Annotated in this window: 28 protein-coding genes; 11 read left to right on the forward strand and 17 right to left on the reverse strand. The window is 71.6% G+C overall.

The window, feature by feature from the left end; all coding sequences use genetic code 11:
• Positions 1-36: 36 nt before the first annotated feature.
• The 7 genes from N6H00_RS07820 to N6H00_RS07850 all read right to left on the reverse strand — a co-directional run bounded on the left by N6H00_RS07820 (position 37) and on the right by N6H00_RS07850 (position 8,102).
• Positions 37-1,212: a DUF711 family protein gene (locus N6H00_RS07820; protein WP_268970854.1), complete on the reverse strand. Its 1,176-nt coding sequence runs from the start codon at positions 1,210-1,212 to the stop codon at positions 37-39.
• On the reverse strand, positions 1,209-2,393 hold the full coding sequence (locus N6H00_RS07825) for a cytochrome P450 (protein WP_268970855.1): 1,185 nt from the start codon (positions 2,391-2,393) through the stop codon (positions 1,209-1,211). The genes N6H00_RS07820 and N6H00_RS07825 overlap by 4 nt, the downstream gene beginning before the upstream one ends.
• Positions 2,390-3,121, reverse strand: a complete 732-nt coding sequence (locus N6H00_RS07830) for a thioesterase II family protein (RefSeq protein ID WP_268970856.1) — start codon at positions 3,119-3,121, stop codon at positions 2,390-2,392. The genes N6H00_RS07825 and N6H00_RS07830 overlap by 4 nt, the downstream gene beginning before the upstream one ends.
• Positions 3,118-4,896, reverse strand: coding sequence for a non-ribosomal peptide synthetase (locus tag N6H00_RS07835; protein WP_268970857.1), 1,779 nt, complete (start codon positions 4,894-4,896; stop codon positions 3,118-3,120). The genes N6H00_RS07830 and N6H00_RS07835 overlap by 4 nt, the downstream gene beginning before the upstream one ends.
• A gap of 50 nt (positions 4,897-4,946) precedes the next feature.
• Positions 4,947-5,654 (reverse strand): ubiquinone/menaquinone biosynthesis methyltransferase, encoded by a 708-nt coding sequence (locus N6H00_RS07840; RefSeq protein ID WP_268970858.1) that lies wholly within the window; start codon positions 5,652-5,654, stop codon positions 4,947-4,949.
• Positions 5,655-5,668: 14 nt separating this feature from the next.
• Positions 5,669-6,655: a UbiA family prenyltransferase gene (locus N6H00_RS07845; RefSeq protein WP_268970859.1), complete on the reverse strand. Its 987-nt coding sequence runs from the start codon at positions 6,653-6,655 to the stop codon at positions 5,669-5,671.
• A gap of 64 nt (positions 6,656-6,719) precedes the next feature.
• Complete coding sequence (locus N6H00_RS07850; protein WP_268970860.1) at positions 6,720-8,102, reverse strand: cytochrome P450; 1,383 nt, start codon at positions 8,100-8,102, stop codon at positions 6,720-6,722.
• 300 nt (positions 8,103-8,402) lie between these two features.
• Between N6H00_RS07850 and N6H00_RS07855 the strand changes: the two genes are divergently transcribed.
• A complete protein-coding gene (locus N6H00_RS07855) occupies positions 8,403-8,912 on the forward strand; it encodes an MSMEG_6728 family protein (RefSeq protein WP_268970861.1) in 510 nt (169 codons plus the stop codon).
• Positions 8,913-9,246: 334 nt separating this feature from the next.
• On the opposite strand, the gene N6H00_RS07860 is transcribed toward N6H00_RS07855, so the two are convergent.
• Positions 9,247-10,167 (reverse strand): SDR family oxidoreductase, encoded by a 921-nt coding sequence (locus tag N6H00_RS07860; RefSeq protein WP_268970862.1) that lies wholly within the window; start codon positions 10,165-10,167, stop codon positions 9,247-9,249.
• 129 nt (positions 10,168-10,296) lie between these two features.
• On the opposite strand from N6H00_RS07860, the gene N6H00_RS07865 reads away from it, so the two are divergent.
• Genes N6H00_RS07865 through N6H00_RS07880 form a run of 4 tightly spaced genes read left to right on the forward strand, consistent with a single transcriptional unit; the run spans position 10,297 to position 13,761 of the window.
• Positions 10,297-11,046 carry an enoyl-CoA hydratase family protein gene (locus tag N6H00_RS07865; RefSeq protein ID WP_268970863.1) on the forward strand — a complete coding sequence of 250 codons (750 nt, stop codon included), beginning with the start codon at positions 10,297-10,299 and terminating at the stop codon, positions 11,044-11,046.
• A 20-nt stretch (positions 11,047-11,066) separates the two neighbouring features.
• Positions 11,067-11,915 (forward strand): CoA transferase subunit A, encoded by an 849-nt coding sequence (locus N6H00_RS07870; RefSeq protein ID WP_268976872.1) that lies wholly within the window; start codon positions 11,067-11,069, stop codon positions 11,913-11,915.
• Complete coding sequence (locus tag N6H00_RS07875) at positions 11,912-12,688, forward strand: CoA-transferase subunit beta (protein ID WP_268970864.1); 777 nt, start codon at positions 11,912-11,914, stop codon at positions 12,686-12,688. Before N6H00_RS07870 ends, N6H00_RS07875 begins: the two co-directional genes overlap by 4 nt.
• Positions 12,685-13,761: an NAD(P)H-dependent flavin oxidoreductase gene (locus tag N6H00_RS07880; RefSeq protein ID WP_268970865.1), complete on the forward strand. Its 1,077-nt coding sequence runs from the start codon at positions 12,685-12,687 to the stop codon at positions 13,759-13,761. The genes N6H00_RS07875 and N6H00_RS07880 overlap by 4 nt, the downstream gene beginning before the upstream one ends.
• A gap of 58 nt (positions 13,762-13,819) precedes the next feature.
• Here the strand turns inward: N6H00_RS07880 and N6H00_RS07885 are convergent, their stop codons facing one another.
• The 3 genes from N6H00_RS07885 to N6H00_RS07895 are packed head-to-tail and all read right to left on the reverse strand — an operon-like array spanning position 13,820 to position 16,401.
• Positions 13,820-14,977, reverse strand: a complete 1,158-nt coding sequence (locus N6H00_RS07885) for an acetyl-CoA C-acetyltransferase (protein WP_268970867.1) — start codon at positions 14,975-14,977, stop codon at positions 13,820-13,822.
• A 36-nt stretch (positions 14,978-15,013) separates the two neighbouring features.
• Positions 15,014-15,607, reverse strand: a complete 594-nt coding sequence (locus tag N6H00_RS07890) for a TetR/AcrR family transcriptional regulator (RefSeq protein WP_443072908.1) — start codon at positions 15,605-15,607, stop codon at positions 15,014-15,016.
• Positions 15,608-15,612: 5 nt separating this feature from the next.
• Positions 15,613-16,401, reverse strand: a complete 789-nt coding sequence (locus N6H00_RS07895; protein ID WP_268970869.1) for an SDR family oxidoreductase — start codon at positions 16,399-16,401, stop codon at positions 15,613-15,615.
• Between the two features lie 159 nt (positions 16,402-16,560).
• Between N6H00_RS07895 and N6H00_RS07900 the strand changes: the two genes are divergently transcribed.
• From N6H00_RS07900 to N6H00_RS07915, 4 genes are all read left to right on the forward strand, one after another.
• Positions 16,561-17,418 carry an enoyl-CoA hydratase gene (locus N6H00_RS07900; protein WP_268970871.1) on the forward strand — a complete coding sequence of 286 codons (858 nt, stop codon included), beginning with the start codon at positions 16,561-16,563 and terminating at the stop codon, positions 17,416-17,418.
• Positions 17,418-18,593, forward strand: a complete 1,176-nt coding sequence (locus tag N6H00_RS07905; protein ID WP_268970872.1) for an acyl-CoA dehydrogenase family protein — start codon at positions 17,418-17,420, stop codon at positions 18,591-18,593. The genes N6H00_RS07900 and N6H00_RS07905 overlap by 1 nt, the downstream gene beginning before the upstream one ends.
• The gene (locus tag N6H00_RS07910) at positions 18,593-19,579 is read left to right on the forward strand and encodes an acyl-CoA dehydrogenase family protein (protein WP_268970873.1); all 987 of its coding nucleotides are present in this window, start codon (positions 18,593-18,595) and stop codon (positions 19,577-19,579) included. The genes N6H00_RS07905 and N6H00_RS07910 overlap by 1 nt, the downstream gene beginning before the upstream one ends.
• Before the next feature lie 81 nt (positions 19,580-19,660).
• Positions 19,661-20,449 carry an SDR family oxidoreductase gene (locus N6H00_RS07915; RefSeq protein WP_268970874.1) on the forward strand — a complete coding sequence of 263 codons (789 nt, stop codon included), beginning with the start codon at positions 19,661-19,663 and terminating at the stop codon, positions 20,447-20,449.
• Positions 20,450-20,482: 33 nt separating this feature from the next.
• Here the strand turns inward: N6H00_RS07915 and N6H00_RS07920 are convergent, their stop codons facing one another.
• Positions 20,483-21,427, reverse strand: a complete 945-nt coding sequence (locus N6H00_RS07920; protein WP_268970875.1) for an SDR family oxidoreductase — start codon at positions 21,425-21,427, stop codon at positions 20,483-20,485.
• 105 nt (positions 21,428-21,532) lie between these two features.
• Here N6H00_RS07920 and N6H00_RS07925 point away from each other — a divergent pair, with 105 nt between their 5' ends.
• Positions 21,533-22,126 (forward strand): TetR/AcrR family transcriptional regulator, encoded by a 594-nt coding sequence (locus N6H00_RS07925; protein WP_268970876.1) that lies wholly within the window; start codon positions 21,533-21,535, stop codon positions 22,124-22,126.
• A 78-nt stretch (positions 22,127-22,204) separates the two neighbouring features.
• Here N6H00_RS07925 and N6H00_RS07930 read toward each other — a convergent pair whose 3' ends face one another.
• Positions 22,205-22,507, reverse strand: coding sequence for a hypothetical protein (locus tag N6H00_RS07930; protein ID WP_268970878.1), 303 nt, complete (start codon positions 22,505-22,507; stop codon positions 22,205-22,207).
• Positions 22,508-22,532: 25 nt separating this feature from the next.
• Here N6H00_RS07930 and N6H00_RS07935 point away from each other — a divergent pair, with 25 nt between their 5' ends.
• Positions 22,533-22,979, forward strand: coding sequence for an SCO family protein (locus N6H00_RS07935; RefSeq protein ID WP_268970879.1), 447 nt, complete (start codon positions 22,533-22,535; stop codon positions 22,977-22,979).
• Between the two features lie 44 nt (positions 22,980-23,023).
• Here N6H00_RS07935 and N6H00_RS07940 read toward each other — a convergent pair whose 3' ends face one another.
• The 4 genes from N6H00_RS07940 to N6H00_RS07955 all read right to left on the reverse strand — a co-directional run bounded on the left by N6H00_RS07940 (position 23,024) and on the right by N6H00_RS07955 (position 26,623).
• Entirely contained in the window at positions 23,024-23,683 is a 660-nt protein-coding gene (locus N6H00_RS07940) for a response regulator (RefSeq protein WP_268970880.1), read from the reverse strand.
• Positions 23,680-24,876, reverse strand: coding sequence for a sensor histidine kinase (locus N6H00_RS07945; protein ID WP_268970881.1), 1,197 nt, complete (start codon positions 24,874-24,876; stop codon positions 23,680-23,682). Before N6H00_RS07945 ends, N6H00_RS07940 begins: the two co-directional genes overlap by 4 nt.
• Positions 24,873-25,706 (reverse strand): CPBP family intramembrane glutamic endopeptidase, encoded by an 834-nt coding sequence (locus tag N6H00_RS07950; RefSeq protein ID WP_268970882.1) that lies wholly within the window; start codon positions 25,704-25,706, stop codon positions 24,873-24,875. The genes N6H00_RS07945 and N6H00_RS07950 overlap by 4 nt, the downstream gene beginning before the upstream one ends.
• A gap of 173 nt (positions 25,707-25,879) precedes the next feature.
• Positions 25,880-26,623, reverse strand: coding sequence for a nuclease-related domain-containing protein (locus tag N6H00_RS07955; protein ID WP_268970883.1), 744 nt, complete (start codon positions 26,621-26,623; stop codon positions 25,880-25,882).
• Positions 26,624-26,661: the final 38 nt, after the last annotated feature.

Here is a 26,661-nt window from a genome sequence, read left to right on the forward strand (position 1 = left end):
GGACGTTCGGCATCGCCCCGCACCACCGGAACGGTCTCAGGCGGTCGGATAGTCGATGTTGACGACCTGTGGCGCTCGGAACTCCGTGCGCCGCGGATCGGAGCCGACCGGCGCGAGCATCAAACGGGCCGACAGCGGTTTGCGCCATCGTGCCGACAGCGCCGCCATGTCCGTGATCATGGCAACGACCTCGTGCTCCGGGGTCGAGCCCGGCAGCGGGATCGTGTCCAGTCCGGCACCGCAGACGGAGGAGTACGCGAGCACCGAGTCCGCGTCGATACGGCCCTCCTGCCACGCGCGTGCCAGCACCCTGTCCTCCAGCACCGGAAGCATCAGCCCCGCGTATCCGACCGTGGGACGGCCCACCGACCGGATGCCCGCGGTCACCGCGGCGCAGGTGGCGACCGTGCCGGGAGAACCGAACCCGATACCGCCGACGGTCTCCAGGAACTCGGCGATGCCGGCGTCCGGCGCGCACGCCGGCGACGGGTCGGCTCCATGGAACAGCAGCCCCTGCCGCTCGCACGAGGGCACCAGCACCCCCTGGAGCGCGTCGAGTTGGGCGCGCAGGCAGCTCTCGGTCAGCCGAGTCGCCTCCCCGAGGTCACCGGGCGTGGCCGCGCGGGCGTGTGCGAGGAGCGCGCCGGCCGACTGAAGCGCCACGCTCACCCCCGCGTCACCGCCGTCGCTGTAGGAGCCGGGGAACAGCGGGGCGTTGGGGCCCAGGTTGGCGATCGCCGCGAACCGGAAGTTGGCGTCCCGGTCGCGGCCGGCCAGCTCGCGGATCACGGCCCCGCTGAAGGCGGCGGCGCAGTGGTCCACACCGGCGCCGTCCGCGACCACGACCGACAGGAACAACGAGGGGTGGTCGGCCAGTACGTCCGCGACGTCGCACGGTTGGAGCCGCGCGAGCGCGGCGGGCCGCAACGCGGTCAGCGAGGCGCTGCCCACCCCGGCACGCCGGCATGCCGCGGTGAGATCCGCGGCCCGCGTGTGCAGTTGTTCGCGGTGCACCGGCTCGTCGAGCGCGGGGCTGGACAGGCGGACCGTCTGCACGTCGAACCCGGCGCGGGTGAGCTCGTCACCGATCCGCAGGGCCCGCTCGCCGTATGCGCTGATACCGGCGACGCCGGCGCGTCCCCCCTGGAACACGCTGTCCGGGAGGCAGACCGTCACGGCGCGCACCGGAGCAGCAGAGCTTGTCCGTGTCATGGGTGCAGCACCACCGGAAGGGCGTTCAGTCCCCAGGTGAAGTTCGACCCGTTGTAGCGCGGCTCGTCCTCGATGGTCATCGATCCCACCATGCGGCGCAGCGTCCGGAGGTACGCCGTGACTTCCAGCCGCGCGAGCCGGCTCCCCAGACACATGTGGCGGCCGGTGCCGAAGCTCAGATGCCGGTTGCCGGTCCGTCCGACGTCGAAGGTGTCCGGGGCGTCGAACACCTCCTCGTCCCGGTTGGCCGAGCCGATCCAGGTCACGACGCGCCGGCCGGGTTCGATGGTGACGTCGCCGACCCGGACGGCCTCGGTCGCGGTCCGCATCACATGCATCCCGGGCACCGACCAGCGCAGTCCTTCCTCGGTGGCGACGGCCGGGTCGACCTCGCCCCGGTCGATCCGGCGCCACTGGTCCGGGTGCTCCGCCAACTGGAGCGTGAGCGCGGCCAGCGTGTACCGGGTGGTCTCGTTTCCCCCGGCCAGAATCCCGCTGAGGTTGAAGACCAGTTCCTCATCGGAGATGTGCGGGCCGCCGTGCGCCTGAGCGGTGAGTCCGCTGATGAAGTCGTTGGCGGCGGTTCGGCGGTTCTCGCGCACCATGTCGTAGAAGTACTTGAAGATCTCGCTGTTCGCGGTGATCCGGTGGACTTCCGACGGCGATTCGAACGCCTCGGTGGTCTTCTTCCCCATCCACGCCCAGTCGGACCGGGGCAGTCCCATGATCGCGCAGATGACATCGGTCGGGATGCGTTCGAGGTGGGTGATCAGATCCGGTTCCGGGTTCCGTACGGCCGCGGCGACGACGTCGGCGACGACCTCCTCCACGTACGCCTCGGCCCTGGCCAGCATCTGGTGCGAGAACGGTTGGATGAGCACACGCTTCATCCGGGTGTGCTCGGGCGGATCGGAGACGATCAGCATCTTGTTCGCGACGGCGCCGACCGCGGGGTCCGTCGAGCCGAGCCGCATGCCTTTCGTCGAACTCATCCGCGTGCTGTCCCGGTGGACGGACACCACGTCACGGTACTTGGTGACGCTCCAGAACCCCTCCGGCTCCCCAGCGGGATGGAGCCAGGACACCGGATCGTGTGCCCGGTACCACGCGAAGACCTCGTAGAAACCGGTCCCGTCGAACAGCCCTGGCTCGAACAGGTCGGGCGCCGTGCGCTGCTTCACCCACGCACCGCCCGACAGGCGGCGGTCTCGACCGCGATGTCGGAGAGAAGTCCCATGAGGACGTCCCGCTCCCTGAGCTGATGGTGGTCGGCGTCGATCACGCCGTGCCCCCGGAAGTCGGTGGACCGGTCGCGCCACCCCGCCATGTGCGCCGCGGTGACGACCCGGTCGCGGCGTCCCGACACCGAGCGGAGCCAGGTGCGCGTCAGCGGTGCGGACGGGACCTCGTAACCGGCCATGAGACGCAGGTCCGCGCGCAGCGTCGTGCGGACGTGGCGGGCGAACTCGGGATCGCTGATGGGCGGCAGCAGGGATGTCAGCTCCGCCGGCGGTGGGTCGGCCGAGGGAAACAGCTCCCAGTGCTCCGGCGACCGGGCCGCGACCACCACGAGGGCGACAGGTGCCGCGCCGTCCGCTTCGAGCCTCCTGGCGACCTCATAGGCGATCGTCGCGCCGAGGCTGATACCGAGGAGGGCCAGCGGCCGACGGCGTGCCGTCTCGCGCAGTTCGCCGCTGACGCTGTCGACGACCTCCGCCAGGGAGTTCGCCGGCCGGTCGCGCAACCGGTCCTCTCGGCCGGGCAGTTGGACGCCCCACAGGTCCAGGCCGGCGGGTGAGGTGGCGGCGATCGCGTGCAGGCCCAGGCAGCCCGCGCCTGCCTGCGGGAAGACCACCACTGTCGCCGAGGCGCTGTCGCCGGCCGCGGTGAAGGATCGCAGAGAGGTCACTCCGGCCCCGTTTCGTCGATCCGGTCGGCCACCGCCCGAGGCGTCCTGGCCGTGAGGATGTCGGTGATCGACACGGCGACCCCGAGCTGTGCCTCCATCCGGGAGGCCAGTTGAGCGGCGAGGAGTGAATGGCCGCCGAGGGCGAAGAAGTCGCAGTCCTCGGCGACGCTGTGCCCGAACACACCGCTGAAGGCGGCGAGGACACCCTCCAGGACACCGCCGTCGGACACGGACGGGGCTCCCGCCGCGGCCACCTGGTCCCGGTCGCCGGGCAGGACGGCCTCGCCGAGCGCGGCCACCTCGCGCCGCGCGACCTTGCCGGTCGGCTCCAGCGGGATCTCGGCGATGCGATGCGTGAACGCCGGGCACAGCTGGCGTGGCAGCCGTGCGGCGAACGCCGAGGCGAGCCGGCTGCGCAGAGGGTCGTCCAACGGGGCACCGGCAGCCGTTTGGACACCGATGGCGAGCGTGCCCGGATCACCGCGCACATAAGCCACCGCCCCCTTGACCTCCGGCACCTGGCAGGCGATGCGCTCGACCTCCTCCAGCTCTACGCGGAAGCCGCCTATCTTGACCTGGTTGTCGCCCCTGCCGAGGAAGCTCAACTGCCCGTCGGCACGGAGCGTTCCGAGGTCGCCCGTGCGGAAGTACCGAGCCCCGTTGCGTTCGATGAACCGGTCCGCGGTCGGCCCGCTCGCGCTGACGTACCCGAGCGCGACCCCGAGGCCACCGATCAGCACCTCTCCGGTGACACCAGGGGGGACCTCGTTCAGGTCGGCGTCCACGACGGTCACGGTGCAGCCGGACATCGGGCGGCCGATCGTGCGCGGATCTTCCCCGCGCGCGGTGTCGGCCATGGTGGCGGCGATGGTCGTCTCGGTCGGCCCGTAGACGTTGATCACCCGCTCGGCGATCGTGCCGAGCCGGACGACGAGAGAGTCCGGGCAGGACTCACCGGCCACTACGGCGACCTCGACCTGGGGCAGTTTCTCGATCGCGGCGTACAGCGACGGCGTCATGCAGAGGTTGTCGATCTGCTGTCCGGCCAGGCCCTGTTCGAGGTTCTCCAGCGCGGTGTCGAGCGCGACGCAGGTGACGCCGTTGACGAACGGTGTGAGGACCGACCACAGCCAGCCGTCGAACCCCGGCGAGACGACGGAGACGGCCCGGCTGCCCGGCCGGTATCCCAGCGATGCGGCATTGGCCAGAAAGTTCTCCAGGGCGGCGACCCCGACCCGCACCCCCTTCGGGTGGCCGGTGGTGCCCGAGGTGTAGACGACGTACGCCTCCGCCCCCGGCTCTTGGGAGGCCCAGGCGGCCGGGCCACGCCCGGCGGGCGGAAGTCCGGCGGGTGCGGTCTCGGTGCCGTCCGTGTCCACCACTGTGAGGCCCAGGTCGGCGGCGACGGGTTCCGAGGACACGACCACCGAGCAACCGGCGTCCCGCACCACCCAGCGCAGACGTTCGACCGGGTGCCATTCGTCGAGCAGGACCGCCGACGACCCGTTCGCCCAGATCGCCAGCAGGCTGCTGAGCGCGTACCGCGACCGGCCGGCCATGACGGCGACACGATGGCCGGCTCCGGCTCCGGCCCGCTCCAGCCGGCCGGCCAGTGTCCGCGTCGAGGCGGAGACCTCCGCCCAGGTCAGCCCGCGGCCGTCGATGCCGATCACTCCGGCCCGGTCGGGGTGCTCGCTCGCCCACCGTTCCAGGGCCTGCTGCGCGCGTGATAATTGAGGAACGGCCGGAGTGCCGGTCAAAACAGGTTTGCTCACAAGATCTCCCCCTCAGCTCGCCGAAAAGCGGCGGACCCTCTTTCCACCCGTCATCGCGGTTTGGTGGCCCACAGAATGACGTTCGTACCGAAGAACTTCTTGCGCCACCTGACATGCCGAAAACCGATTCCCCGCAGTACGCCGGCGACGTGCTCCGGTGACGCGAAGGCGAGGGTGCTGGATTCGAGGTAGGTGTAGGACTTCCGGTCGCGCGCCACGATCTGCCCCAGCAGCGGAACGACGAAGCGAATTCCCCACCGCATGACCGGCTTCATCAGACCGCTCGGGGGACACGTCTCGAGGATCGCGATCCGGCCGCCGGGCTTGAGTACGCGGAACTGCTCACGAAGCACTCCGTCCAGGTCGGCGACGTTCCTGAGGAGATAGCCCTGGGTGATCCCGTCGAAGGACTCGTCCTCGAACGGCAGGCTCATCGCGTCCGCCTGTCGCCAACACACCGCGTCCGCACCGGGTTTGGACTTCGCCCGACGGAGCATCTCCGCCGAGAAGTCGACGCCCGTCACGGTGGCGTCGGGGTACCTGCGCGCCATCTCCAAGGCGATCACACCGGTCCCGGTGGCCAGGTCCACCAGCCGGCCGCCCTCGGCCGGTGCGACGCGCGCGGCCACCTCACGGCACCATTGCGCATGGCGGCCGAGGGTCATGACGAAATTCATCCGATCGTAGTACCCGGCGATCTTCTCGAAGATTCCGCGTACTTCGGAGCCCTTGTCATAAGGCGTATCAGCACTGGTCATCTCTCGGATCTCCCTCACTCGCTCATTGCCGACTCGACCCGGGCGAGATGATGACGTGCCCTTGAGTCCGTTCCGGAGACATCCGACCAGACCAGGACGGCAACGGCGAGGAGCCCGATCACCGCCGAGCCCACCGACGGCCGCAGCCCGAAGAGCAGAAGACCGAGGAACGCCACGGACACATACATGTCCCGCTGGCCGACGCGGTTGTATTCAACCGGCGTTCGGGCCCGGACCATCGACATCATGTTACCCGCGGCCGGCAGCACCATGAGGCCCACATAAGCCAGGCGATCGGGTATTGCGGTGGTGAGGACGAGCACCGGGAACGCGGCGTAGACCAGTGTGGTGGCTCCCGCGGCGACCCAGGCGGCCGAGTGCTGGGACGGCATGAGCACAGGGATCGTCCTGAGCCCGGCTGCCTTGTCCCCCGCGTAGTCGGGAACATTCTTCATGATTCCCTTCGCGAAGTACCAGCAGAACAGGAACACTCCGAGCACCAGCGGCACGGAGGAATCGTACCGGGGAATCTTCCACCACGAATTCCCGAGGAGCGCCCCCCCGATGTACGGCTCGGTGACCGCCATCGAGAATACCGCCATGCCGATGACCGGACGGCCCTTCAGACGAAACCTCGGCGAGGAGTAGCCGAGAACCAGCAGGACGCTCAACACCCAAAGGAGAGTCAAGGCCAGGGATATCATCAGCGAAAGCAGGAGCATGATGCCCAGGCTCACGAACACGATCCTCTGGAGCAGTGCCTCCCCCGCCGTCTCGACCAGTTTCAAGCGGCCCGGTACGTTCTTCCCGTCCTCCACGAGATCGGTCACCGCATTGCGGGCGTTGGCGGCCAGCGGGGCGAGGACGTTGATGACGATGCCGAGCACCACCGCGAGGTCGAAGCGGTGGTCGACCACGTACACGCCCACGCAGAACGAAAGGGGGCCGACGAGCAGCGTCCGTGGCCGCACGAGTTCGACCACCGCGGTGACACGTGCCATGCGGGGCATACGTTAACCTCTCTCGTGGTCTCGCGTTTCCAGAAGATGGGCGCCCGGATCCGGGTCAGATGCGCGTGAGGGTCAGCCCGAATCCCTCACGGGGCCTCAGGGTGATGAGGGCTTTGGGCTCCGGCCCGACGGGATCCCGCAGGGAAATCTCGAACCTGGCGAGAACGGCGGCCAGGAACATGCTCATCTCCATCATGGCGAACCCCTTGCCGATGCACATATGGGCACCGGCCCCGAAGGGCAGGTACTTCCCCTTGCCGGGAGTGCCGTCGAGGAAGCGCTCGGGAATGAATTCGTCGGGCCGTTCGTAAACGGCCGGATCCCGGTGGATGGCCGCGACGTTGAGCATCACGAACGTCCCCTTGGGCACCTCGGCCGAGCCGATGAGCGCGTCCTTCCTGGCCTGCCGCGGGATGGTCGGGGACGGCGGGAACAAGCGCATGCTCTCGTTGATGACGCAGTCCAGGAGCGCGCCGCCCTGGGCCTTCCGCCGCTCCTCCGCCGCCGGTGCGCACACCTCCTCCCGAACGCGCCCCTGCACGTCCGGGTAGCAGGCGAGCAGGTAGAGAATCCAGGTCAGCGCACTGGCCGTGGTCTCGTACGCGGCCACGAAGGTGGTGAGAACCTCGTCCCGGACCTCGCGGTCGGTCAGGCGGTGCCCGGCGTCGCCCACGGTGGCCGCCAGGAGGATGTCCAGCAGGTCATCGTGCTGTTCATCGGTCCCGCGTCGTTCGTCGATGATCCGGTAGACGAGATCGTCCAGGTCCTTGAGGATCGACGTGAATTTCCGATTCCGCCGGCTCGGCACGCCCACCGGCAGGGAAAACGCCCCACGGATGCGGCGTTCGACGAAGTCGAGCAGGAAGGAGATGATGCCCGGTGTGAGGGTTTCGGACACGGTGTCGCCGGACCGGCTGAACATGCACATCGACACGGTGTCGAGAGCGAAGGCCAGCATCTCCTCATGGACGTCCAGGTCCGTCCGTTCCCTACCTTCCCATCGCCTCGTGCGCTCGGCGATCACCTCGGCCATCTTGTGCCGCATACCCGAAAGGCTGCCGCGGCTGTACATGGGCTGGAGGGCCCTTCGCCGCTTCAGCCAGTTCTCGTGCACCGGATTGCTGATAAGACCGTCCCCGAGGACCAGCCGCAGCGGATTCTCGCCGTCCGGTTTGCCGAAGGTGTGAATGTCGGAGAGCACGACGTCCGCCGCGGCGCTCCGATTCACGAAAATCATGCGCTTGGGGCCGACGTGGAAAGAGGAGACCTCGCCGCCGGCCGCGGCGGCGTGCTGGATGGCATTCAGCAGGTCCGACCGCAGGCGCAGCGCATCTCCGAATACCGGAACACGCACCCGCGGCGCGGTCGGCGCCGAGAGCACACCGCTGTCGTGCTGTACCCGCCTCGTAGGCAGCGTGCTCCCGAGTGTTCCTGCCATCCCCGATCCCTTGTTTGGCCGACGCGTCAAGCAGAACGCCGGGATCCAGATCTCGCTCGTATATCGAGTACACCGGCGGACAATTCAGCCGCCTGGGAGCAGGCGCGCAAAAGCTCCCCCCATCGCGATAAAGGTTTAACCTTCGCCGGCGCGACGGCGCAACATCATGGCAGGAAGGTGCCGTGAGCGGCTGCGCGGTGGGCGGCACGAGGGGCGGGCCGGGCCGGTGCGTCGCGGACCGGTTCGACCGGAGATACGGGGGCACTCGAGGTCGAAGAAATGTGATGCGGACGAGTTGAGATGCAGACGTTCCTGCCCCATCCCGACTTCCGGCGGTCGGCCCGTGAGCTCGACCGGCGGCGGCTGGGCAAGCAGCGCGTCGAGGCCCTTCAGGTCCTCCGCGGCCTGACGGTGCCCGGTTACGGCTGGCGGCGGCACCCCGCCGTGCGGATGTGGACCGGATACGAAGAGGCCCTCGTCCGGTACGGGCTGGAGATGTGCCGGGTGTGGCGGGAGCTGGGGCACCAGGACAGCTGCGCCGCCTCCCTGGTCGCCGACCTCGCCGCTCACCGCCCCGGCCTCCCGGTCCGCGGCCAGAGCGAACTGGCGGGGGCCGGGGAACTGCCGCCGTGGCTCGGTGACGCAGCCTTCCACCGCAGCCACCAGTCGGCTCTCGTACGCAAGGACCCCGGGGTGTACGCCCCCCGCTTCCCCGGCGTGCCGGACGACCTGCCCTACGTCTGGCCGGCCTCGGACCGGGAGGCCCCGGACGCGCCCCGCGGCGGACAAGATCTCAACAGCGGCCCGTGAACAGGGCGATCGCGTCGGTGCTGAGGGGGTCCGGCTGATCGAGGGACGCCCTGCCGGAGGTCGCGAGTGCGGCGATGCCCTGACGGCCGGCGCCTCGCCGTTCCCCCACCCCGGCCTCGTACGAGCCGTCACCCTCGCACGACGCGGCGGCGCGGGCGTCAGCTCGGCAGGGCCCAGCCGGCGTCCGCGCCGGCGCTGCCCGAGCCGGTGGTCAGCGGCGCGTCCACCCGCTTCGGCGCGTCCGCCGCCCCCGGATGGCCGGCCGGCTGCGCGGCCGTGGTGGCGACCGCGCCTCGGCGTTGCGTCCGGTGCCGTTCAGGGACGCCCGCGGACGTCAGCGGGCCCCGTACACCGGCTGCGGTGGCCCGGACGCGGCGAGCAGTTGCGCCACCGTCTCCCCGGCCTCGGCCGGGTTCCAGCGGGCTCCCTTGTCGGCGGTCGGGCCCGGCCGCCAGCCCTCCATCACCGTGATCCGTCCGCCCTCGGCCTCGAAGACCCGGCCGGTCACGCCGGCGCAGGCCGCGGAGCCCAGCCACACGACGAGCGGCGAGACGTTCTCCGGGGCCATCGCGTCGAAGACGCCCTCGCCGGGCGCCGCCATGGTCTCGGGGAAGGTCTCCTCGGTCATCCGGGTGCGGGCGGCCGGGGCGATCGCGTTGACCTGGACGCCGTAGCGGCCCATCTCGGCGGCGGCCACCAGGGTCAGGCCGACGATGCCCGCCTTGGCGGCGGAGTAGTTGCCCTGGCCGACGCTGCCGAGCAGGCCCGCCCCGGAGCTGGTGTTGATCACACGCGCCTCGGGGACCCGGCCCGCCTTGGCCTCGGCGCGCCAGTGCGCGGCCGCGTATGTGAGGGGCAGGAAGTGGCCCTTGAGGTGGACACGTATCACCGCGTCCCAGTCGTCCTCGTCCAGGTTGACAAGCGTCCGGTCGCGCAGGAACCCGGCGTTGTTGACGAGCGTGTCGAGCCGGCCGAAGGAGTCGAGCGCGGTGGCGACGAGGGATGCCGCGCCGTCGGCGGTGGCGATGTCACCGCCGTGCGCGACGGCCTCGCCGCCCGCCGCGCGGATCTCCTGGACGACCCGCTGGGCGGGGCCGCTGCCCGCTTTGGACCCGTCGAGGCGGACGCCGAGGTCGTTGACGACCACGTTCGCCCCCTCGGCGGCGAACGCCAGAGCGTGCGCGCGGCCGAGTCCACGGCCCGCGCCGGTGACGGCGACGACGCGTCCGGCGCACAGGGCGGTCGGTGAGGTCATGGTGGGCGTCCTTTCGGGCGGGGAGGCGGGGAGGTGAGTACCGCTCAGCGGCACGGCATTCCCCCGGCCTCCGGATCGCTGCTAGCTTCGGCCTAACAAACGTTTGGTGGAAAGGTAGCTGATGCGCTCATGGGTGTCTCCACCTCCGCCCCGCAAGAGGGCGTCGCCGTCGTCACCGTGGACTTCCCCCCGGTCAACGCCCTCCCGGTGCGGGGCTGGTACGAGCTGGCCGCGGCGGTGCGCGCGGCCGGCGCCGATCCGCAGGTGCGCTGTGTGGTGCTCACCGCCGAGGGCCGCGGGTTCAACGCGGGCGTGGACATCAAGGAGATGCGGCGCGCGGACGGACACGGTGCGCTGATCGGCGCCAACCGCGGCTGCTTCGAGGCGTTCGCCGCGGTCTACGAGTGCGAGGTCCCGGTGGTCGCCGCCGTCCACGGCTTCTGCCTGGGCGGCGGCATCGGCCTGGTGGGCAACGCGGACGCGATCGTGGCCGGCGACGACGCCACCTTCGGGCTGCCGGAGCTCGACCGGGGCGCGCTCGGCGCGGCCACGCACCTCGCCCGGCTCGTGCCCCAGCACCTGATGCGGGCCCTGTACTACACCTCGCGCACCGCGACGGCCCAGGAACTGCACCGGCACGGCTCGGTGTGGCGCGTGGTGCCGCGCGCGGAGCTGCGGGCGGCCGCCCTCGAACTGGCCGGCGAGATCGCCGCCAAGGACGGCTACCTGATCCGGCTGGCCAAGGCCGCCATCAACGGCATCGACCTGGTCGACGTACGCCGCAGCTACCGCTTCGAGCAGGGCTTCACCTTCGAGGCCAACCTCAGCGGCGTCGCGGACCGGGTGCGGGACGCCTTCGGCGCGGACGAGGAGCGGTGAGCGTGCCCCGGGACAAGACGATGACGGCCGACGACATCGTCGGCCGGCTGCGCAGCGGCATGACGGTCGGCATCGGCGGCTGGGGCTCGCGCCGCAAGCCGATGGCCCTGGTACGGGCGCTGCTGCGGTCGGACCTCACCGACCTGACCGTGGTCTCCTACGCCGGTCCGGACGTCGGTCTGCTCGCGGCGGCGGGGAAGATCCGCAAGCTCGTCACGGCGTTCGGCACGCTCGACTCGATACCGCTGGAGCCGCACTTCACCGCCGCCCGGCAGCGCGGGGCGTTCGAGATGGTCGAGCTCGACGAGGCGATGCTCATGTGGGGCCTGACCGCCGGGGCGCAGCGGCTGCCGTTCATGCCGGTCCGGGCCGGTCTCGGGTCGGACGTGATGACGGTCAACCCGTCGCTGCGCACGGTCAGGTCGCCCTACGACGACGGGGAGGAACTGGTCGCGGCCCCGGCCCTGCGCCTGGACGCCGCCCTGGTCCACCTCAACCGCGCCGACCGGCACGGCACCGGGCAGTACCTGGGGCCCGACCCGTACTTCGACGACCTGTTCTGCGAGGCCGCCGACCACGCGTACGTCTCCTGCGAGCGGATCGTCGACACCGCGGATCTGCTCACGGCGCACGGGCCGCAGACCCTGCTGGTCAAGCGCCTGTTCGTGGACGGGGTCAGCGAGACACCGAACGGCGCGCACTTCACCTCCTGCGCGCCCGACCACGAGCGGGACGAGTCCTTCCAGCGCGCCTATGTCCGGGCGGCCCGCGATCCCGAGGCGTGGCCGGCCTTCGTGAGACGGTTCCTGTCCGGGGACGAGGCCGCCTACCAGGCCGCCGTCACCGCGTTCCACCAGGAGGACGCATGAGTGCCGCCGGGACCGGCGTCCCGGCCGCGACCCGCGCCGACCACTGTGTGGTGGCCTGCGCGGAGGCGTGGCGCGGCGCCGGTGAGGTCCTCGCCAGTCCGATGGGCACCGTCCCGGCCATCGGGGCACGTCTGGCGAAGCTCACCTTCTCGCCCGACCTGCTGCTGACCGACGGGGAGGCGCTGCTCATGGCGGACGTGCCCGCGCTCGGGTCCGGGCCGGGGGCGGTCGAGGGCTGGCTGCCGTTCCGTCAGCACCTCGCGCTGACCGCCACCGGCCGCCGGCACGTGATGATGGGCGCCAGTCAGATCGACCGCCACGGCAACCAGAACATCTCCTGCATCGGCGACTGGGCCCAGCCCACCCGGCAGTTGCTCGGGGTGCGCGGCGCTCCGGTCAACACGCTCAACAACACCACGAGTTACTGGGTGCCGAAGCACTCCGCCCGGGTGTTCGTCGAGCGCGTCGACATGGTCAGCGGTGTCGGATACGACCGGGCCGCGGCGGCCGGTCCCTCCGCGACCCGCTATCACCGCGTTGCCGAGGTGATCAGCGACCTGGGCGTGTTCGACTTCGAGACCCCCGACCGCACCATGCGGCTGCGCTCGCGGCACCCCGGGGTCACCCTCGAGGAGGTCACCGGGGCCACCGGCTTCGACCTGGTGATCCCCGACGAGGTGCCGTGCACGCGGGAGCCCACCGAGACGGAGCTGCGGCTGATCCGGGAGGTCATCGACCCCGAGGGGCTGCGGGAGCGGGAGGTGCCGTCATGAGCGGGACGGGTCCCGCGACGATCCCGACCGCGCTGACCGAGCTGACGGGGGTGCGGTATCCGATCGTGCAGACCGGGATGGGCTGGGTGGCCGGCCCCCGCCTGGTGTCGGCCACGGCGAACGCGGGGGCGCTGGGCATCCTCGCCTCCGCCACGATGACCGTGGAGCAGCTGCGCACGGCGGTCCGGGAGGTCAGGTCCCGTACGGACGCGCCCTTCGGCGTCAACCTGCGGGCGGACGCCGGGGACGCCGCGGACCGGGTGCGGATCATCATCGACGAAGGGGTCCGGGTGGCGTCCTTCGCGCTCGCCCCGAGGAAGGAGCTGATCGCGCGCCTCCAGGACGCCGGCGTCGTCGTCATCCCCTCCGTCGGGGCCCGGCGGCACGCCGAGAAGGTCGCGGCGTGGGGCGCCGACGCGGTGCTGGTGCAGGGCGGCGAGGGCGGCGGGCACACCGGCAACGTGGCTACCTCGGTGCTGGTCCCCCAGGTCGTGGACGCCGTCGGCATCCCGGTGATCGCGGCGGGCGGCTTCCACGACGGCCGCGGTCTGGTCGCCGCGCTGGCCTACGGGGCGGCCGGTATCGGCATGGGCACACGCTTCCTGCTCACCTCCGACAGCACCGTCCCGGCGGCGGTGAAGGCGAGGTACCTGGGTGCCGCGGTCCACGACGTCACGGTCACCACCAGGGTGGACGGACTCCCGCACCGCATGCTGCGCACCGAACTGGTCGACCGCCTGGAGCGTTCGGGCCGTGCGGCCTCGCTGCTGCGGGCACTGCGGCACGCCTCGGCCTTCCGCAAGGAGTCGGGGGCGAGCTGGCCGCGGCTGGTCCGGGACGGGATGGCGATGAAGCACGGCACGGACCTGACGTGGAGTCAGGTGCTGTTGGCCGCCAACACCCCGATGCTGCTGAAGGCATCGATGGTCGACGGGCGCACCGACCTGGGGGTGATGGCCTCGGGACAGGTGGCGGGGGTGATCGAGGATCTGCCGTCCTGTGCGGAACTGGTCGAGCGGATCATGGGCGAGGCGCGGAACACGCTGGAGTCGCTGTCCCGCGCCGCCGGTTGACGCGCACCACGGCGACGGAGCGGGCCGGGGTCCGCGGCCCGCCTCGTGGCCGTGCCGCTCAGAGGCGCTCGATGATGGTGACGTTGGCCAGGCCGCCGCCCTCGCACATGGTCTGCAGGCCGTACCGCCCGCCGGTGCGCTCCAGTTCGTGGAGCAGGGTCGTCATCAGCTTGGTACCGGTGGCGCCGAGCGGATGGCCGAGCGCGATGGCGCCGCCGTTGACGTTGACCCGGTCGGGGTCGGCGCCGGTCTCCTTCAGCCAGGCGAGGACCACCGGCGCGAACGCCTCGTTGATCTCGACCAGGTCCATGTCGTCGATGGACATCCGGGCCTTCTTCAGCGCGTACGCCGTCGCCGGGATCGGCGCCGACAGCATGCGGATGGGGTCCTCGCCGCGCACCGACAGGTGGTGGACGCGGGCCCGCGGGGTCAGGCCGTGTTCGGCGACGGCCCGTTCGGAGGCGATGAGCAGCGCCGAGGCACCGTCGGAGACCTGCGAGGAGACGCCGGCGGTCAGCCGGCCGCCCTCGACGACCGGCTCGAGGGCGGCCATCTTCGCCAGGGAGGTGTCGCGGCGCGGGCCCTCGTCGGTGGTCACATCGCCGACGGGGACGGTCTCGCGGTCGAAGCGGCCCTCGTCGATGGCGCGCACGGCCCGCTGGTGCGAGCGCAGCGCGAACCGCTCCATGTCCTCGCGGCTGATGTGCCACGTGGCGGCGATGAGTTCGGCGCCGTGGAACTGGCTGACGGGCGCGTCGCCGTAGCGGGCGCGCCAGCCCTCGGAGCCCGCGAAGGGGCCGTCGGTGAGGCCGAGGGGTTCGGCGGCCTGGCGGCTGGCGAAGGCGATGGGGACCATCGACATGTTCTGCGTACCGCCCGCGACGACCAGGTCCTGGGTGCCGGAGAGCACGCCCTGGGCGGCGAAGTGGACGGCCTGCTGGGAGGAGCCGCACTGCCGGTCGACGGTGGTGCCGGGCACCTCCTCGGGCAGGCCCGCGGCGAGCCACGCGGTGCGGGCGATGTTCCCGGCCTGCGGGCCGACGGTGTCCAGGCAGCCGAAGACGACGTCGTCGACGGCGGCCGGGTCGACGCCGGTGCGCTCGATCAGTGCCGTGAGGACGTGGGCCCCCAGGTCGGCGGGGTGTACGGCGGACAGTCCGCCCCGGCGCCGGCCGACCGGGGTGCGGACCGCTTCGACCAGGTAAGCCTCTGCCATGACTGCTCCTTCGTGATGGGTCGTCGGGGCGCCGCGTCAGCTCCGCGGGGTGATGCCCTCGAGGACCATGGACAGGTACTGCCGGGCGATCTCCTCCGGGCTGTGCGGGCCGCCGGGGCGGTACCAGGAGGCGGCCACCCACACGGTGTCGCGTACGAACCGGTAGACCAGCCGCACGTCCAGGTCGGCGCGGAAGGCCCGCTCGGTGACGCCTCGTTCCAGGGTGCGCAGCCAGGCGTGCTCGAACTTCACCTGGGAGGTGGCGAGAGCGCCGAAGCGCGGCTGGGCGGACAGGTGCCGGGACTCCTTCTGGTAGATGGCGACCGCGGGACCGTGCTGGTCGATCTGCCGGAAGGACTCGGTGACGAGGGCCTCGATGGTCTCCGGGGGCCCGAGCCCGGCGGCGAGCACCGTCTCGTAGCCGGCCCACAGCTCGTCCAGGAAGGCGGAGAGGATCTCGTCCAGCATCGACTCCTTGGAGTCGAAGTGGTGGTAGAGGCTGCCCGCGAGCATCCCGGCGGCGTCGGCGATGCGGCGGACGGTGGTGGCGTTGTAGCCCTGGTCGGCGAAGACCTGGGCGGCGGTGGCCAGGATCTCGGCGCGGCGCCCGGCGGAGGCGCTGGTGCTCATCGCCCTCATGCCCGCTGGCTGCTGACGGAGACCGTCTCGCCGGTCAGGTAGGAGGAGTATCCGCTGGCCAGGAAGACGATGACGTTGGCGATCTCCCATGGTTCGGCGGAGCGGCCGAAGGCCTCGCGTTCGGTGAGTTCGGCGAGCAGCTCGGGGGTGGTCACCTTCACCAGGTGCGGATGCATGGCGAGGCTCGGGGCGACGGCGTTGACGCGTACGCCGAAGTCCGCCGCCTCCAGGGCGGCGCACCGGGTGAGGGCCATGACCCCGGCCTTCGCGGCGGCGTAGTGGGCCTGCCCGCGCTGGGCACGCCAGCCGGCGACGGAGGCGTTGTTGACGACGACGCCTCCGCCGTTCTGCGCCTTGAGGCGGCGCAGGGCGGCGCGGGTGCAGCGGAAGGTGCCGCCGAGCGTGACGTCGAGGACCTTGGACCACTGTTCGTCGCTCATGTCGACGAGGTCGGCCGTGCCGCCGAGGCCCGCGTTGTTGACGACGACGTCGAGGCCGCCGTGGCGCTCGGCGGCGAGCGCGAACAGGGCGTCGACCTGCTGTTCGTCGGTGACGTCGCAGGGCAGTCCGGCGACGTTGGCCGCGCCGAACTCCTCGGCCAGGGCGGCGGCGCTCTCCGTCAGGCGCCGCGCGTGGGCGTCACCGATGACGATCCGGGCGCCCTCCTCGAGGAACCTGCGGGCGGTGGCCCCGCCGATTCCGGCGCCCGCGGCGGCGGTGATCACCGCGGTGCGGCCGGCCAGGAGGGAGTGCCCCGGTACATAGGGGGGCGGCTGCGGGGTCACGGGCGGATCTCCTGGGGCAGGCCGGCGCACATCCGGCCGGCGGCGGCCATGTGCCGTTCCCGGGCGGGCCGTTCGGTGGGGGCCTCGGCGCGGAACTCCTCGACGCTGCTCATGCCGTTACGTTAATCTACCAAACACTTGTTAGGGAAGGAGGGCATGATGTCCGCTGCCCACGACGCATCCGCCCCACCCGTGCGCTACGACAAGCGGGGTCCGGTCGCGACGGTCACCATGAACCGGCCCGAGTACCGCAACGCGCAGAACTCCGCGATGACCTACGCCCTGGACCGGGCGTTCTACCGCGCGGCCGAGGACGACGAGGTGAAGGCCGTCGTCCTGGCCGGGGCGGGCGAGCACTTCTCCGCCGGCCACGACATCGGCAGCCCCGGGCGGGACGCGCATCTGCCCTTCGAGCGCCGGGCGGGACTGTGGTGGGACCACTCGGACAAGGAGGGCGCGGAGAGCCGCTTCGCCCGCGAGTCCGAGGTGTATCTCGGCATGTGCCGCCGCTGGCGCGAGCTGCCCAAGCCGGTCATCGCCTCCGTACAGGGCGCCTGTGTGGCGGGCGGTCTGATGCTCGTCTGGGTGTGCGACCTGATCGTGGCCTCGGAGGACGCGTTCTTCGCCGATCCGGTGGTGCGGATGGGCATACCGGGGGTCGAGTACTTCGCCCACCCGTGGGTGATGCCGCCGCGCATCGCCAAGGAGTTCCTCTTCACCGGCGACCGCATGAGCGCCCGCCGCGCCCACGAGGTCGGCATGGTCAACCGCGTCGTCCCCCGCGCGGAACTGGCGCGGCACACCCGGGAGCTGGCGCTGCGGATCGCTCGGATGCCGCGCCTCGGACTCGCCCTGACCAAGCGCGCCGTGAACCAGGCCGAGGACCTCCAGGGTCTGCACGCGGGCATGGACTCGGCGTTCGGCCTGCACCACCTGGCGCACGCGCACAACGCCGAGACCGCGCCCGACGCGCTCGGCGGCATGGACATCCGCGCGATGAAGAGGGCGGGCGGCTGATGGACCTCGACCTCAGTGAGGCGGACGAGGCGTTCCGCACCGAGGTCCGCGACTGGCTGGCCGCGCATGTGCCGGCCACTCCGCTGCCGTCCCTGGAGAGCGCCGAGGGTTTCGCCGCCCACCGGGACTGGGAGGGCGAACTGGCCGCCGACCGCTGGTCGGTGGTGTCCTGGCCCGAGGAGTACGGCGGGCGGGGCGCCTCGATCCTGCGCTGGCTGATCTTCGAGGAGGAGTACTTCGCCGCCGGCGCGCCCGGACGGGTCAGCCAGAACGGCATCCACCTGCTCGCCCCCACCCTCTTCGCACACGGCACCGCCGAGCAGCGGGCCCGGGTCCTGCCCGCGATGGCGCGCGGCGAGGTCATCTGGGCGCAGGCCTGGTCCGAGCCGGAGTCCGGTTCCGACCTGGCCTCGCTCACGTCGACGGCCCGGCGCGCCGGCGGCGGCTGGCTGCTGAGCGGCCAGAAGACGTGGTCCTCCCGGGCCGCGTTCGCCGACCGGGCCTTCGGCCTGTTCCGCAGCGATCCGGACGCCGGAAAGCCGCACCACGGGCTGACGTACCTGATGTTCCCGCTGGACGCGGAGGGCGTCACCGTACGGCCCATCGGGCGCCTCGACGGCCGGCCGGCCTTCGCGGAACTCTTCCTGGACGAGGTGTTCGTACCGGACGAGGACGTCATCGGCGAGCCCGGCCAGGGCTGGCGGATCGCGATGAGCACCACCGGCGACGAGCGCGGGCTCACCCTGCGCAGCCCGGGACGCTTCACGGCGGCCGCCGGCCGGCTGACCGCGCTGTGGCACGAGCACGGCGACCCGGCCGACACGGCGCTGCGCGACCGGGTCGCCGACGCGGTGATCGGCGCCCGCGCCTACCGGCTGTTCTCCTACGCGGCTGCCTCCCGCGTCCTGCACGACGAGGGCGGCCCGGCCGGCGCCGCCGCCAGCCTCAACAAGATCTACTGGTCCGAGCTGGACATCGCCCTGCACGAGACGGCCCTGGATCTGCTCGGCCCGTACGGCGAACTCGCCGACCACGCGCCCGACTCCCCCGCCCACGGCGGCTGGGCCGAGGGCTACACCTTCTCCCTGGCCGGGCCCATCTACGCGGGCACCAACGAGATCCAGCGCGACATCGTCGCCGAGCGGCTGCTCGGCCTGCCGAAGGGACGCCGGTGATGCGGTTCCTCCTCGACGCCGAGCAACGGGAGTTCGCCCGCTCCCTCGACGGACTGCTCACCTCCTGCGACACCCCGGCCGCGATACGGTCCTGGGCGGCCGGTGACCACGCCCCGGGGCGGGCTCTGTGGGCGCGGCTGGCCGAGGCCGGGGTGTTCGCCCTGGCCGTACCGGAACGGTACGGCGGCTTCGGTCCGCTGCCGCTCGACCTGTCCGTCGCCTTCGCGCAGGTGGGGCGGCACGCCGTTCCCGGCCCGCTGGTGGAGACGGTCGCGGCGGCGGCCCTGCTGGACCGGCTCGGCGACGCGGACGCGGCCGGCGCCCACCTGCCCGGTATCGCCTCCGGCACGACCGTCGCCTCCCTGTGCCTGACCGCCCTCGGCCCGTACGCCCTGGACGCCGACGCGGCCGACACGGTGCTGGTCGTGGACGGTGACACGCTGCGCGTGGGCGCCCGGCCCGGGCCCGTCCAGCCCTCGGCCGATCCGGGGCGGCGCCTGTCGCGGCCGTCCGGCGGCACGGTCCTCGCCGAGGGCCCGGCCGTGGCCGCGGCCGCCGCGCACGCGGCCGGGCTGGCCGCGCTGGCCACCTCGGCCCAGTCCCTGGGAGTCGGCCGCGCGCTGCTCGCCCGTACCGTCGAGTACGTCAAGCGGCGCACCCAGTTCGGTGTGCCCGTCGGCTCCTTCCAGGCCGTCAAGCACCGGCTCGCGGACACCCTCCTCGCCCTGGAGTTCGCCGAGCCGCTGGTGCACGGCGCCGCCCTCGCGCTCGCCGCCAGCTCCCCGGACGCCGACCGCGATGTCGCCGCCGCCAAGGTCACGGCGGGCGAGGCCGCCTACCGGGCCGCGCGCACGGCCCTGCACCTGCACGGGGCGGTCGGCTACACGGACGAACTGGACCTGTCCCTGTGGATCCGCAAGGCCCGCCCGCTGCGGGACGCCTGGGGCACCCCGGCCGCCTGCCGGGCCCGCGTACTGGCCGCCTGAGCGCGGCACCGCGCGCGGCTCGCCGCCGGGCTGGACTGGCCTCGTGCTGAACGCCCCGACGAACGAGAGAGACCGGAAGACATGGACAACGGCACCCCACTGGACTTCACCGGGCGCGTGGTGCTCGTCACCGGCGGCACCAAGGGCATCGGCGCCGCCATCGCGGAGGCGTTCCTCGGCGCCGGAGCCGATGTCGTCGTCTGCGGCCGCAACGCCCCGAAGACGCTGCCGGCGGCCCGGGGCAGGGAGGCGGTCCTCGTCCCCGCCGACGTACGCGATCCCGTGGCGGCGGCGGGGCTCGTCGACAGCGCGGTGGAGCGTTTCGGCCGCCTGGACGTGCTCGTCAACAACGCGGGCGGCTCCCCGGACGCCGACGCGGCGACCGCCTCCCCCCGCTTGGTGGAGAAGGTCGTCGCGCTCAACCTGCTCGCGCCGTTCTACGTGGCGCAGGCGGCCCACCGCGCCATGCGGACCCGGCCGGGCGGCGGCTCGGTCGTCAACATCGGCAGTGTCTCCGCCCACGACCCGCAGCCGGGCACCGCCGCCTACACGGCCGCCAAGGCCGGGCTGCTGGCCCTCACCAAGGCGCTCGCCCTGGAGTGGGCGCCCCAGGTACGCGTCAACCACATCACCACCGGGCTGATCCGCACCGAGAGCGCGGCCGCCGGCTACGGCACGGACGGCGGCGCCTCGGTGGCCGGCGTCATCCCGATGGAGCGGATGGCCCACCCCTGGGATGTCGCCCGCGCCTGTCTGTTCCTCGCGAGCGACCTGGCCGGATACATCACCGGCGCCGACCTCGCGGTGCACGGGGGCGGGGAGGTTCCGGCCCGCTACCTCGCCGCGAGGGCGGCCGGCGGGCAGGGGTGAACGCGGACCGGAGCGTGCAGGGCGCCGCGCGCCTCAGGTGGCGGGGAACGACACCTTCGTCAGTTCTTCGGAGATCCGCCAGATGCGCTGGGCCTCCTCGGTGCCGCGCAGGCGGGAGTAGAGCTTCTGGTCGGCGGGCGGGCCTCCGAGGTGCCCGAGGCCGCTCGGCCCGTAGAGGTGGCCGGACTGGGCTTCGGCGGCCGTCGCGGCGTAGAGGGCGGGGAGCTTCGCGGTCTCGACGGTCCCGAGGAGGATGCCACGGGCGGACAGGGCGCTGATGAGCTTCCTGCCTCCGGTTTCCGTGTCGCGGCCGACTTCGGGGCGCGCGGCGAGCAGGCTGGTCGGAGCGACCCCGGGGTGGGCGAGGTTGCTCGTGATGCCCCAGCCGTGCGCCTGGCTGAGCCGGTCGAGTTCGAGGCCGAAGAGCCCCAAGGCGATCTTCGACTGGCTGTACGCCTTCATACCGTCATAGGAGCGTTCCCAGTTCAGGTCCTCCCAGTTGATGTCGTTGCGGTTCGCGGCGATGCTGATCTGCGAGGTCACGCGGGCCTGGCCGGCGCGCAGCAGCGGAAGCAGATGGGCCACCAGGGCGAAGTGGCCGAGGTGGTTGGTGCCGAACTGAAGCTCGAACCCGTCGGTGGTCGTCTGGCGGTCGGGCGGGGTCATCACCCCGGCGTTGTTGATGAGGATGTGGATGGGGCGGCCTTCCTCGCGCAGCGTGTCGCCGAGGGCCGCGACCGAGGCGAGTGAGGACAGGTCGAGGGCGTGGAGCGACACGTCGGCGCCGGGAACTGCCTGCACGATGCTCGCGACCGCCGCTTCGCCCTTGCGCCGATTCCGTACGGGCAGGAGTACCTCGGCCCCGGCCGCGGCGAGCCGCGTGGCGAGTCCGAGGCCGATGCCGTCGCTGGCCCCGGTGACGAGCGCGCGCCGCCCGGTGAGGTCGGGCACGGTGATGTCGATGGTTTTGCGCGGCATGCGCTCCTCCTGGGGTCATGTTCGTGAGGTGCCGCTCAATGTATGCGACGATCACAATGTATGCAACGTTCACAATGTGGGCGGCGCTCAGATTAGGCTGTCTCCATGAAGAAGCGGCCTTACCACCACGGAGACCTTCGCGCCGCCCTGCTCGAACGGGCCGAGCAAGCACTGCGTGAGCGGGGATCGGGCGCACTCTCACTCCGAGAACTGGCCCGCGACCTCGGCGTGAGCCCCGCAGCACCCAGCCGCCACTTCAAGAGCAAGCAGGCGCTGCTGGACGCCCTGGCCCTGGACGGCTTCGAACGGCTCAACGAGGCCCTCGAGGCGTCCCAGGAGGGCGCGGGCCGGACCTTCGGCGAGCGCCTGACCGCCATGGCCCGGACATATGTGGGCTTTTCCCTGGCGAACGCCGCGCTGCTCGACTTGATGTTCTCGGCCAAGCACAGCCCGGAGGCGTCAGAGGCGCTGGAAGCGGCCGCACACCGATGGGCCGAGCAGGGCCTGGAACTGGTCAGCACCGGGCAGCGTCAAGGCGAGGTGCGCGAGGGGCCGGTGGACCGTGTCGCCCTGACGGTGTTCGCGCCGATATACGGGTACGTCGGCCTGGCGGTGAGCGGCGCACCGCTGCCCGAGACGGACGAGCGCGGACTCGACGACGTCATCGCGTCCATCATTCGCGCGTGCAGACCGGAATAGCGCCGTACCCAGGCGCCCGTACCGCGGGTCCCGACTCACCCGGCGGGCCGGCCGGCGGCTGGACTCGGCGGATGCGGGCTACGCCGCCGGCCTTCGCATGATGCCGGTGAGGACCAGTCCGGCCAGTACCTGGCCGCAGTGGAGGTCATCCTCGTCCGACGACGGTTCCGGGCGGCCGAACCTGCGGGCGAGCGGCTGCTGGATCAGCCCACTGGTGGGTCCCATCACCGCGAAGTAGAGCAGATGCATGGGCACCGGCGGCATGACCCCCTTGGCGACGAGTCGCTCGATGCTCGGCTCGACGTTCTCCATGAAGGGCTGGATATACCGCTCGAAGAGGTAGTCGAGCCGCTCGGATTCGCGGGCCGCCTCATCGGCCACGATGCGGTGAAGCTGGGGCGCGCGCGTGACATCCGGCACCTACCACGGCCGGTTCATGCTCGTCTTCTTCGGCTTCACCCACTGCGGACAGATCTGCCCCGCGGTGCTGAGCCGCAACAGCCGCGCACTGGACCTGCTGGGGCCTGCTGCCGACGAGATCCGGGCGCTCTACATCACGGTCGATCCCGACCGCGACTCACCTGAGGTGCTGGCCGCGTACCTGCGCGACCGATACCCCCGCTACACCGGGCTGACCGGCACCGCGGAGGAGATCGAAGCGGCGAAGCGTGCCTATCACGTCTTCGCCAGGCGGGCGAACGAACTCGACGACTACACCGTGCCGCATACGTCGTTCACCTTCCTCATGAACCCCGGCGGTGATTACGTGACCCACTACCCGGAGACCCTCACCGCGGAAGAACTCGCCGACGGCCTCGCGCATGACATCGAGCGCCATCGTCCTGGCGGCTGACGACCGGCACCCCGAGCGTGATGCCGCCGCCCGCACGGCGGGCGTCAGGTTGCCAGGCCGTGGCGGTAGGCGTAGACGACGGCCTGGACGCGGTCGCGGAGCTGGAGTTTGGTGAGGATGCGGGAGACGAAGGTCTTGACGGTCTCCTGGCTGATGACAAGCGCCGCGGCGATCTCGCTGTTGGAGAGGCCGTCCGCGATGAGGCGGAGGACTTCCAGTTCGCGGGGGGTGAGCGGGATGTCGCGGGGGGTCTTCTCGGTGGGGCGGATGCGGGCGGCGTAGCGGCCGACGAGCTGGCGTGTCACGTCGGGGTCGAGGAGGGCCGCGCCGGTGGCCACGGTCCGGATGCCGTGGAGCAGCCGGTCCGGGGGTGCGTCCTTGAGGAGGAAGCCGCTGGCGCCGGCGCGCAGTGCCTCGTAGACGTATTCGTCCAGGTTGAACGTGGTCACCACGAGGACTTTGACGGGGTGGGGCACTCCGGCGCCGGCCAGCAGACGGGTGGCTTCGAGGCCGTCGAGGACCGGCATGCGGATGTCCATCACGACGACGTCGGGCCGTACCTCGCGGGCGAGTTCGACTCCGGTCCGACCGTCTCCGCATTCGCCCGCCACCTCCATGTCGGGCTGGGCGTCGATGATGGTGACCAGGCCGGTGCGGACCAACATCTGGTCGTCGCAGACCAGGACCCGGATCGGTGCGCTCACGAGGTGCTGCCGGCGGGGATGCGGGCCCGTACGGTGAAGCCGCCGTCCGTGCTGCTGCCGGCTTGGAAGTCGCCGCCCAGGACGTCGATGCGTTCGCGCAGGCCGGTCAGGCCCCGTCCGCTGCCGACGGCGGCGGCGCTGGGTGAGCCGGTTCCGTCCGTGCTGACCTCCACGGTGATCTCCCTTTCGCCGTGCCGTACCTGGACGGAAGTCCGGCTGCCGTGAGCGTACTTGAGCGCGTTGGTCAGTGCCTCCTGCACCACCCGGTAGGCGACGAGGTCGGCGCTGCCGGTCGATGCCGGTGGCGTGCCCTCTTCGGTGAAGTCCACCGGCTGTCCGGCCCGGCGGGTCTGCTCCACGAGGGTGAGCACCCTGCCGACGGCCGGTGTCCTGGGCTCCTTGGCGTCCGCCGCCCCGGCGCCGGTGCCGGGGTCGCCGGTACCGTGGTCGGGGTTGAGCAGGTCGAGCAGGTGGCGCAGGTCGGTGATGGCGCGGCGGCCGGTGTCGCTGACGGCGGTCAGCGACTGCTCGAGCCGCTCGGGCGCGGCGGTCAGGTAGCGGGCGGCCTCGGCCTGTACGACCATGGCGGTCACGTGGTGGGTCACCACGTCGTGCAGTTCGCGGGCGATCTGGGTGCGTTCGGCGGTACGGGTCTCCGCGGCGACGCGCTCGCGGCGTTCGGCCTCCGCGATCCGGGTGGAACGCAGCCACGCCCCGGCTCCCCAGGCCAGGGCCAGCACCAGATAGAACGTCACGAACCCCTCCGGCGGCTCGCCGCCCGAACCCAGCCGGGAGAGCGCGACCGCCAGCGGCACGTACGCCACGGTGAGCAGGACCACGGTGGTGCGCCGGCGGTGTGCCAGATGGGACCCGGCGCTGATCAGCGCGAGGGGCAGTGCGGTGCCGGCGACCGAGTGGTAGCCGCGCAGCTGGTCGAGGGCGAAGCCGCACGTCACCAGGGCGAGACAGACGACCGGCCACCGCCGGCGCACCGCGAGCGGAAGGCATTCGAGGGCGAGGGCCACGACGGCGAGTGCGTCGAAGGGGCGGGTCGGCAGGTCCCCGACCTCCGTCCCGTGGCCGCGCAGTCCCGGCAGGAACGACGCGACCAGGAACAGTATTCCGAGCGGAAGGTCGCGGACGGTGACGTCGAGCCGGCGCCACATCTGGCCGGCCCTCTGAGCGCTGATCACCGCGCGAGTGTAGCGGGGGCGTTGACGCGCTCGGCCCGCCGCCGGGGGACGATGGTGCCGCGCCGGCGGCCCAGCCACAGGAAGGCGATGGTCAGCAGCGCACCGAACAGCATCGAATACACACTGGCCTCCGGGCCGAACTCGCCGCCCGTGATCAGCTCGGCACCCGACGTCGAGGCGTCCATCAGCCCGTGCGTGGCACCGTTGCCCGAGACCTCGGTGCCGAAGATGCCGGATTCCGCGAAGTTCCAGCCGAAGTGCACGCCGATCGGCAGCCACAGGGAGCGCGTGGCGACGTACGCGGCGGCGAGCATGCCACCGGCCTCGATCGCGACGGCGATACCGCCCAGCAGGGTGGCGTCCTTGTTGAGCAGATGGGCCGCGCCGAACACCACACCGGACAGCACCAGCGCGATGTACGTGCCCAGACCTCGCTCCACGAGCCGGAAGAGCAGCCCGCGGAACATCAGTTCCTCCGTGACGGCGGCGCCGGCCATGAAGCCGACCAGCCCGATCGCCCCGGTCAGCGAGCCGAAACCGTGGACGTGGTAGTCCCCGAGGAAGGCGATGTTCGCGATGACGCACCCGAACATCGCGACGCCGATGACCAGGCCCCGAAACAGCGCCCCCCGCGCCCCCTCCCGGGCCAGCTCCGTGACCGGTCGCCGCTCGGTGCGCCCCACGACCCACCGGTAGACGAACACTGAGAGCACGACCGTCAGTCCCCCCAGAAGGAGCGACAACCACGGGTTGTCGCGCACCGCGGTCACGCTCTGCCCACCGACCGCACCGACCGCGACCACGGCCAGGATCTGCCACACCAGTTTCATGACGACTCTCTCTTCGGTCCGTTTCCGGTTCCTCGTCCGTTCCGCGGCCGGAGCGCCGCGGCTGAACTGAACGCTAGGGAAACGGTGATCAGGAATCGTCACCTCACAGTGGACACCCGCACGTAGCTCTCACGGGGGACAGCCCTTTCCTCAACACGTCGAAAGTCGCGGCGTCAGGCGTTCAACCAGGTTCGGCGGTTCCGCGCCGCGCCGTAGATCGGCTCCATCTCCCTCGGCGTCAACGCCCCCTCCAGGCGTGTGAACGACGAGAACTCCCTGTCCCGGACGACACGCACATCCCGCAAGGAGGGCGTCACCGTGATCGTGTCGGTGTCGACGAAAGCGAGCACAGGGCGCACATCGACGGCGAAGCCGCACGCTCGGCTGAGGGCCATGGACGCACGCCTGGCTTCGGCGCGGCTCTTGCGTACGTACGGGTATGACTGGCCGCCGATCTTCACGGAGTCGTCGCCCACCCAGACGCGGGCGCCGCGGTGGTACTTCGTGTTCACGCTGAAGACGCCACCCGGGCCTATCAGCAGATGATCGATATCCACACCCCGCGGCAGCGGTATCGAATGAAGCACCCGCCAGCCCTTGCGGGTGAGCCGTTCCAGCTCAGCGCCCACCCTTCGCTCCCCCGTCAGGCCCTTCCGCCAGCCGTACGCCTCGGACCGCCGTCCCAACATCAGCGCCACCAGACGAGCCACGATGCCCGGGGCAAGCTCATCGAGCTTCGCACGCACGGCGGTGCCCGGCCGGTGAGCCGCCAGATCGTCCTCCGGGCGCAGAGAACCCCGGCCGTCGTCGTCAGCCGCCGCAGCAGAGGCGGCGGCCGCCGCCGACGACGTGCCGGCCAGGTACGGCGCCAGAACCTCCAGAACGGCATCCCGGTAGTCCTCGACCAGGACGTTCAACTTCCCGGTGCCGCAGTCGTACCAGGCGACCTTCTCGC

The organism is Streptomyces sp. S465, from assembly GCF_026898115.1.
Taxonomy (GTDB): domain Bacteria; phylum Actinomycetota; class Actinomycetes; order Streptomycetales; family Streptomycetaceae; genus Streptomyces; species Streptomyces luomodiensis.

Bases quoted from the DNA above. Each gene is read 5' to 3' on its own strand.
- N6H00_RS07885 (WP_268970867.1), bottom strand. From the start codon at position 14,977: ATGGCAGAGGCTTACCTGGTCGAAGCGGTCCGCACCCCGGTCGGCCGG.
- N6H00_RS07880 (WP_268970865.1), top strand. From the start codon at position 12,685: ATGAGCGGGACGGGTCCCGCGACGATCCCGACCGCGCTGACCGAGCTG.
- N6H00_RS07910 (WP_268970873.1), top strand. From the start codon at position 18,593: ATGCGGTTCCTCCTCGACGCCGAGCAACGGGAGTTCGCCCGCTCCCTC.
- N6H00_RS07900 (WP_268970871.1), top strand. From the start codon at position 16,561: ATGTCCGCTGCCCACGACGCATCCGCCCCACCCGTGCGCTACGACAAG.
- N6H00_RS07890 (WP_443072908.1), bottom strand. From the start codon at position 15,607: ATGAGCACCAGCGCCTCCGCCGGGCGCCGCGCCGAGATCCTGGCCACC.
- N6H00_RS07865 (WP_268970863.1), top strand. From the start codon at position 10,297: ATGGGTGTCTCCACCTCCGCCCCGCAAGAGGGCGTCGCCGTCGTCACC.
- N6H00_RS07950 (WP_268970882.1), bottom strand. From the start codon at position 25,706: ATGAAACTGGTGTGGCAGATCCTGGCCGTGGTCGCGGTCGGTGCGGTC.
- N6H00_RS07925 (WP_268970876.1), top strand. From the start codon at position 21,533: ATGAAGAAGCGGCCTTACCACCACGGAGACCTTCGCGCCGCCCTGCTC.
- N6H00_RS07855 (WP_268970861.1), top strand. From the start codon at position 8,403: ATGCAGACGTTCCTGCCCCATCCCGACTTCCGGCGGTCGGCCCGTGAG.
- N6H00_RS07875 (WP_268970864.1), top strand. From the start codon at position 11,912: ATGAGTGCCGCCGGGACCGGCGTCCCGGCCGCGACCCGCGCCGACCAC.
- N6H00_RS07915 (WP_268970874.1), top strand. From the start codon at position 19,661: ATGGACAACGGCACCCCACTGGACTTCACCGGGCGCGTGGTGCTCGTC.
- N6H00_RS07905 (WP_268970872.1), top strand. From the start codon at position 17,418: ATGGACCTCGACCTCAGTGAGGCGGACGAGGCGTTCCGCACCGAGGTC.
- N6H00_RS07860 (WP_268970862.1), bottom strand. From the start codon at position 10,167: ATGACCTCACCGACCGCCCTGTGCGCCGGACGCGTCGTCGCCGTCACC.
- N6H00_RS07850 (WP_268970860.1), bottom strand. From the start codon at position 8,102: ATGGCAGGAACACTCGGGAGCACGCTGCCTACGAGGCGGGTACAGCAC.
- N6H00_RS07845 (WP_268970859.1), bottom strand. From the start codon at position 6,655: ATGGCACGTGTCACCGCGGTGGTCGAACTCGTGCGGCCACGGACGCTG.
- N6H00_RS07820 (WP_268970854.1), bottom strand. From the start codon at position 1,212: ATGACACGGACAAGCTCTGCTGCTCCGGTGCGCGCCGTGACGGTCTGC.
- N6H00_RS07840 (WP_268970858.1), bottom strand. From the start codon at position 5,654: ATGACCAGTGCTGATACGCCTTATGACAAGGGCTCCGAAGTACGCGGA.
- N6H00_RS07920 (WP_268970875.1), bottom strand. From the start codon at position 21,427: ATGCCGCGCAAAACCATCGACATCACCGTGCCCGACCTCACCGGGCGG.
- N6H00_RS07870 (WP_268976872.1), top strand. From the start codon at position 11,067: ATGACGGCCGACGACATCGTCGGCCGGCTGCGCAGCGGCATGACGGTC.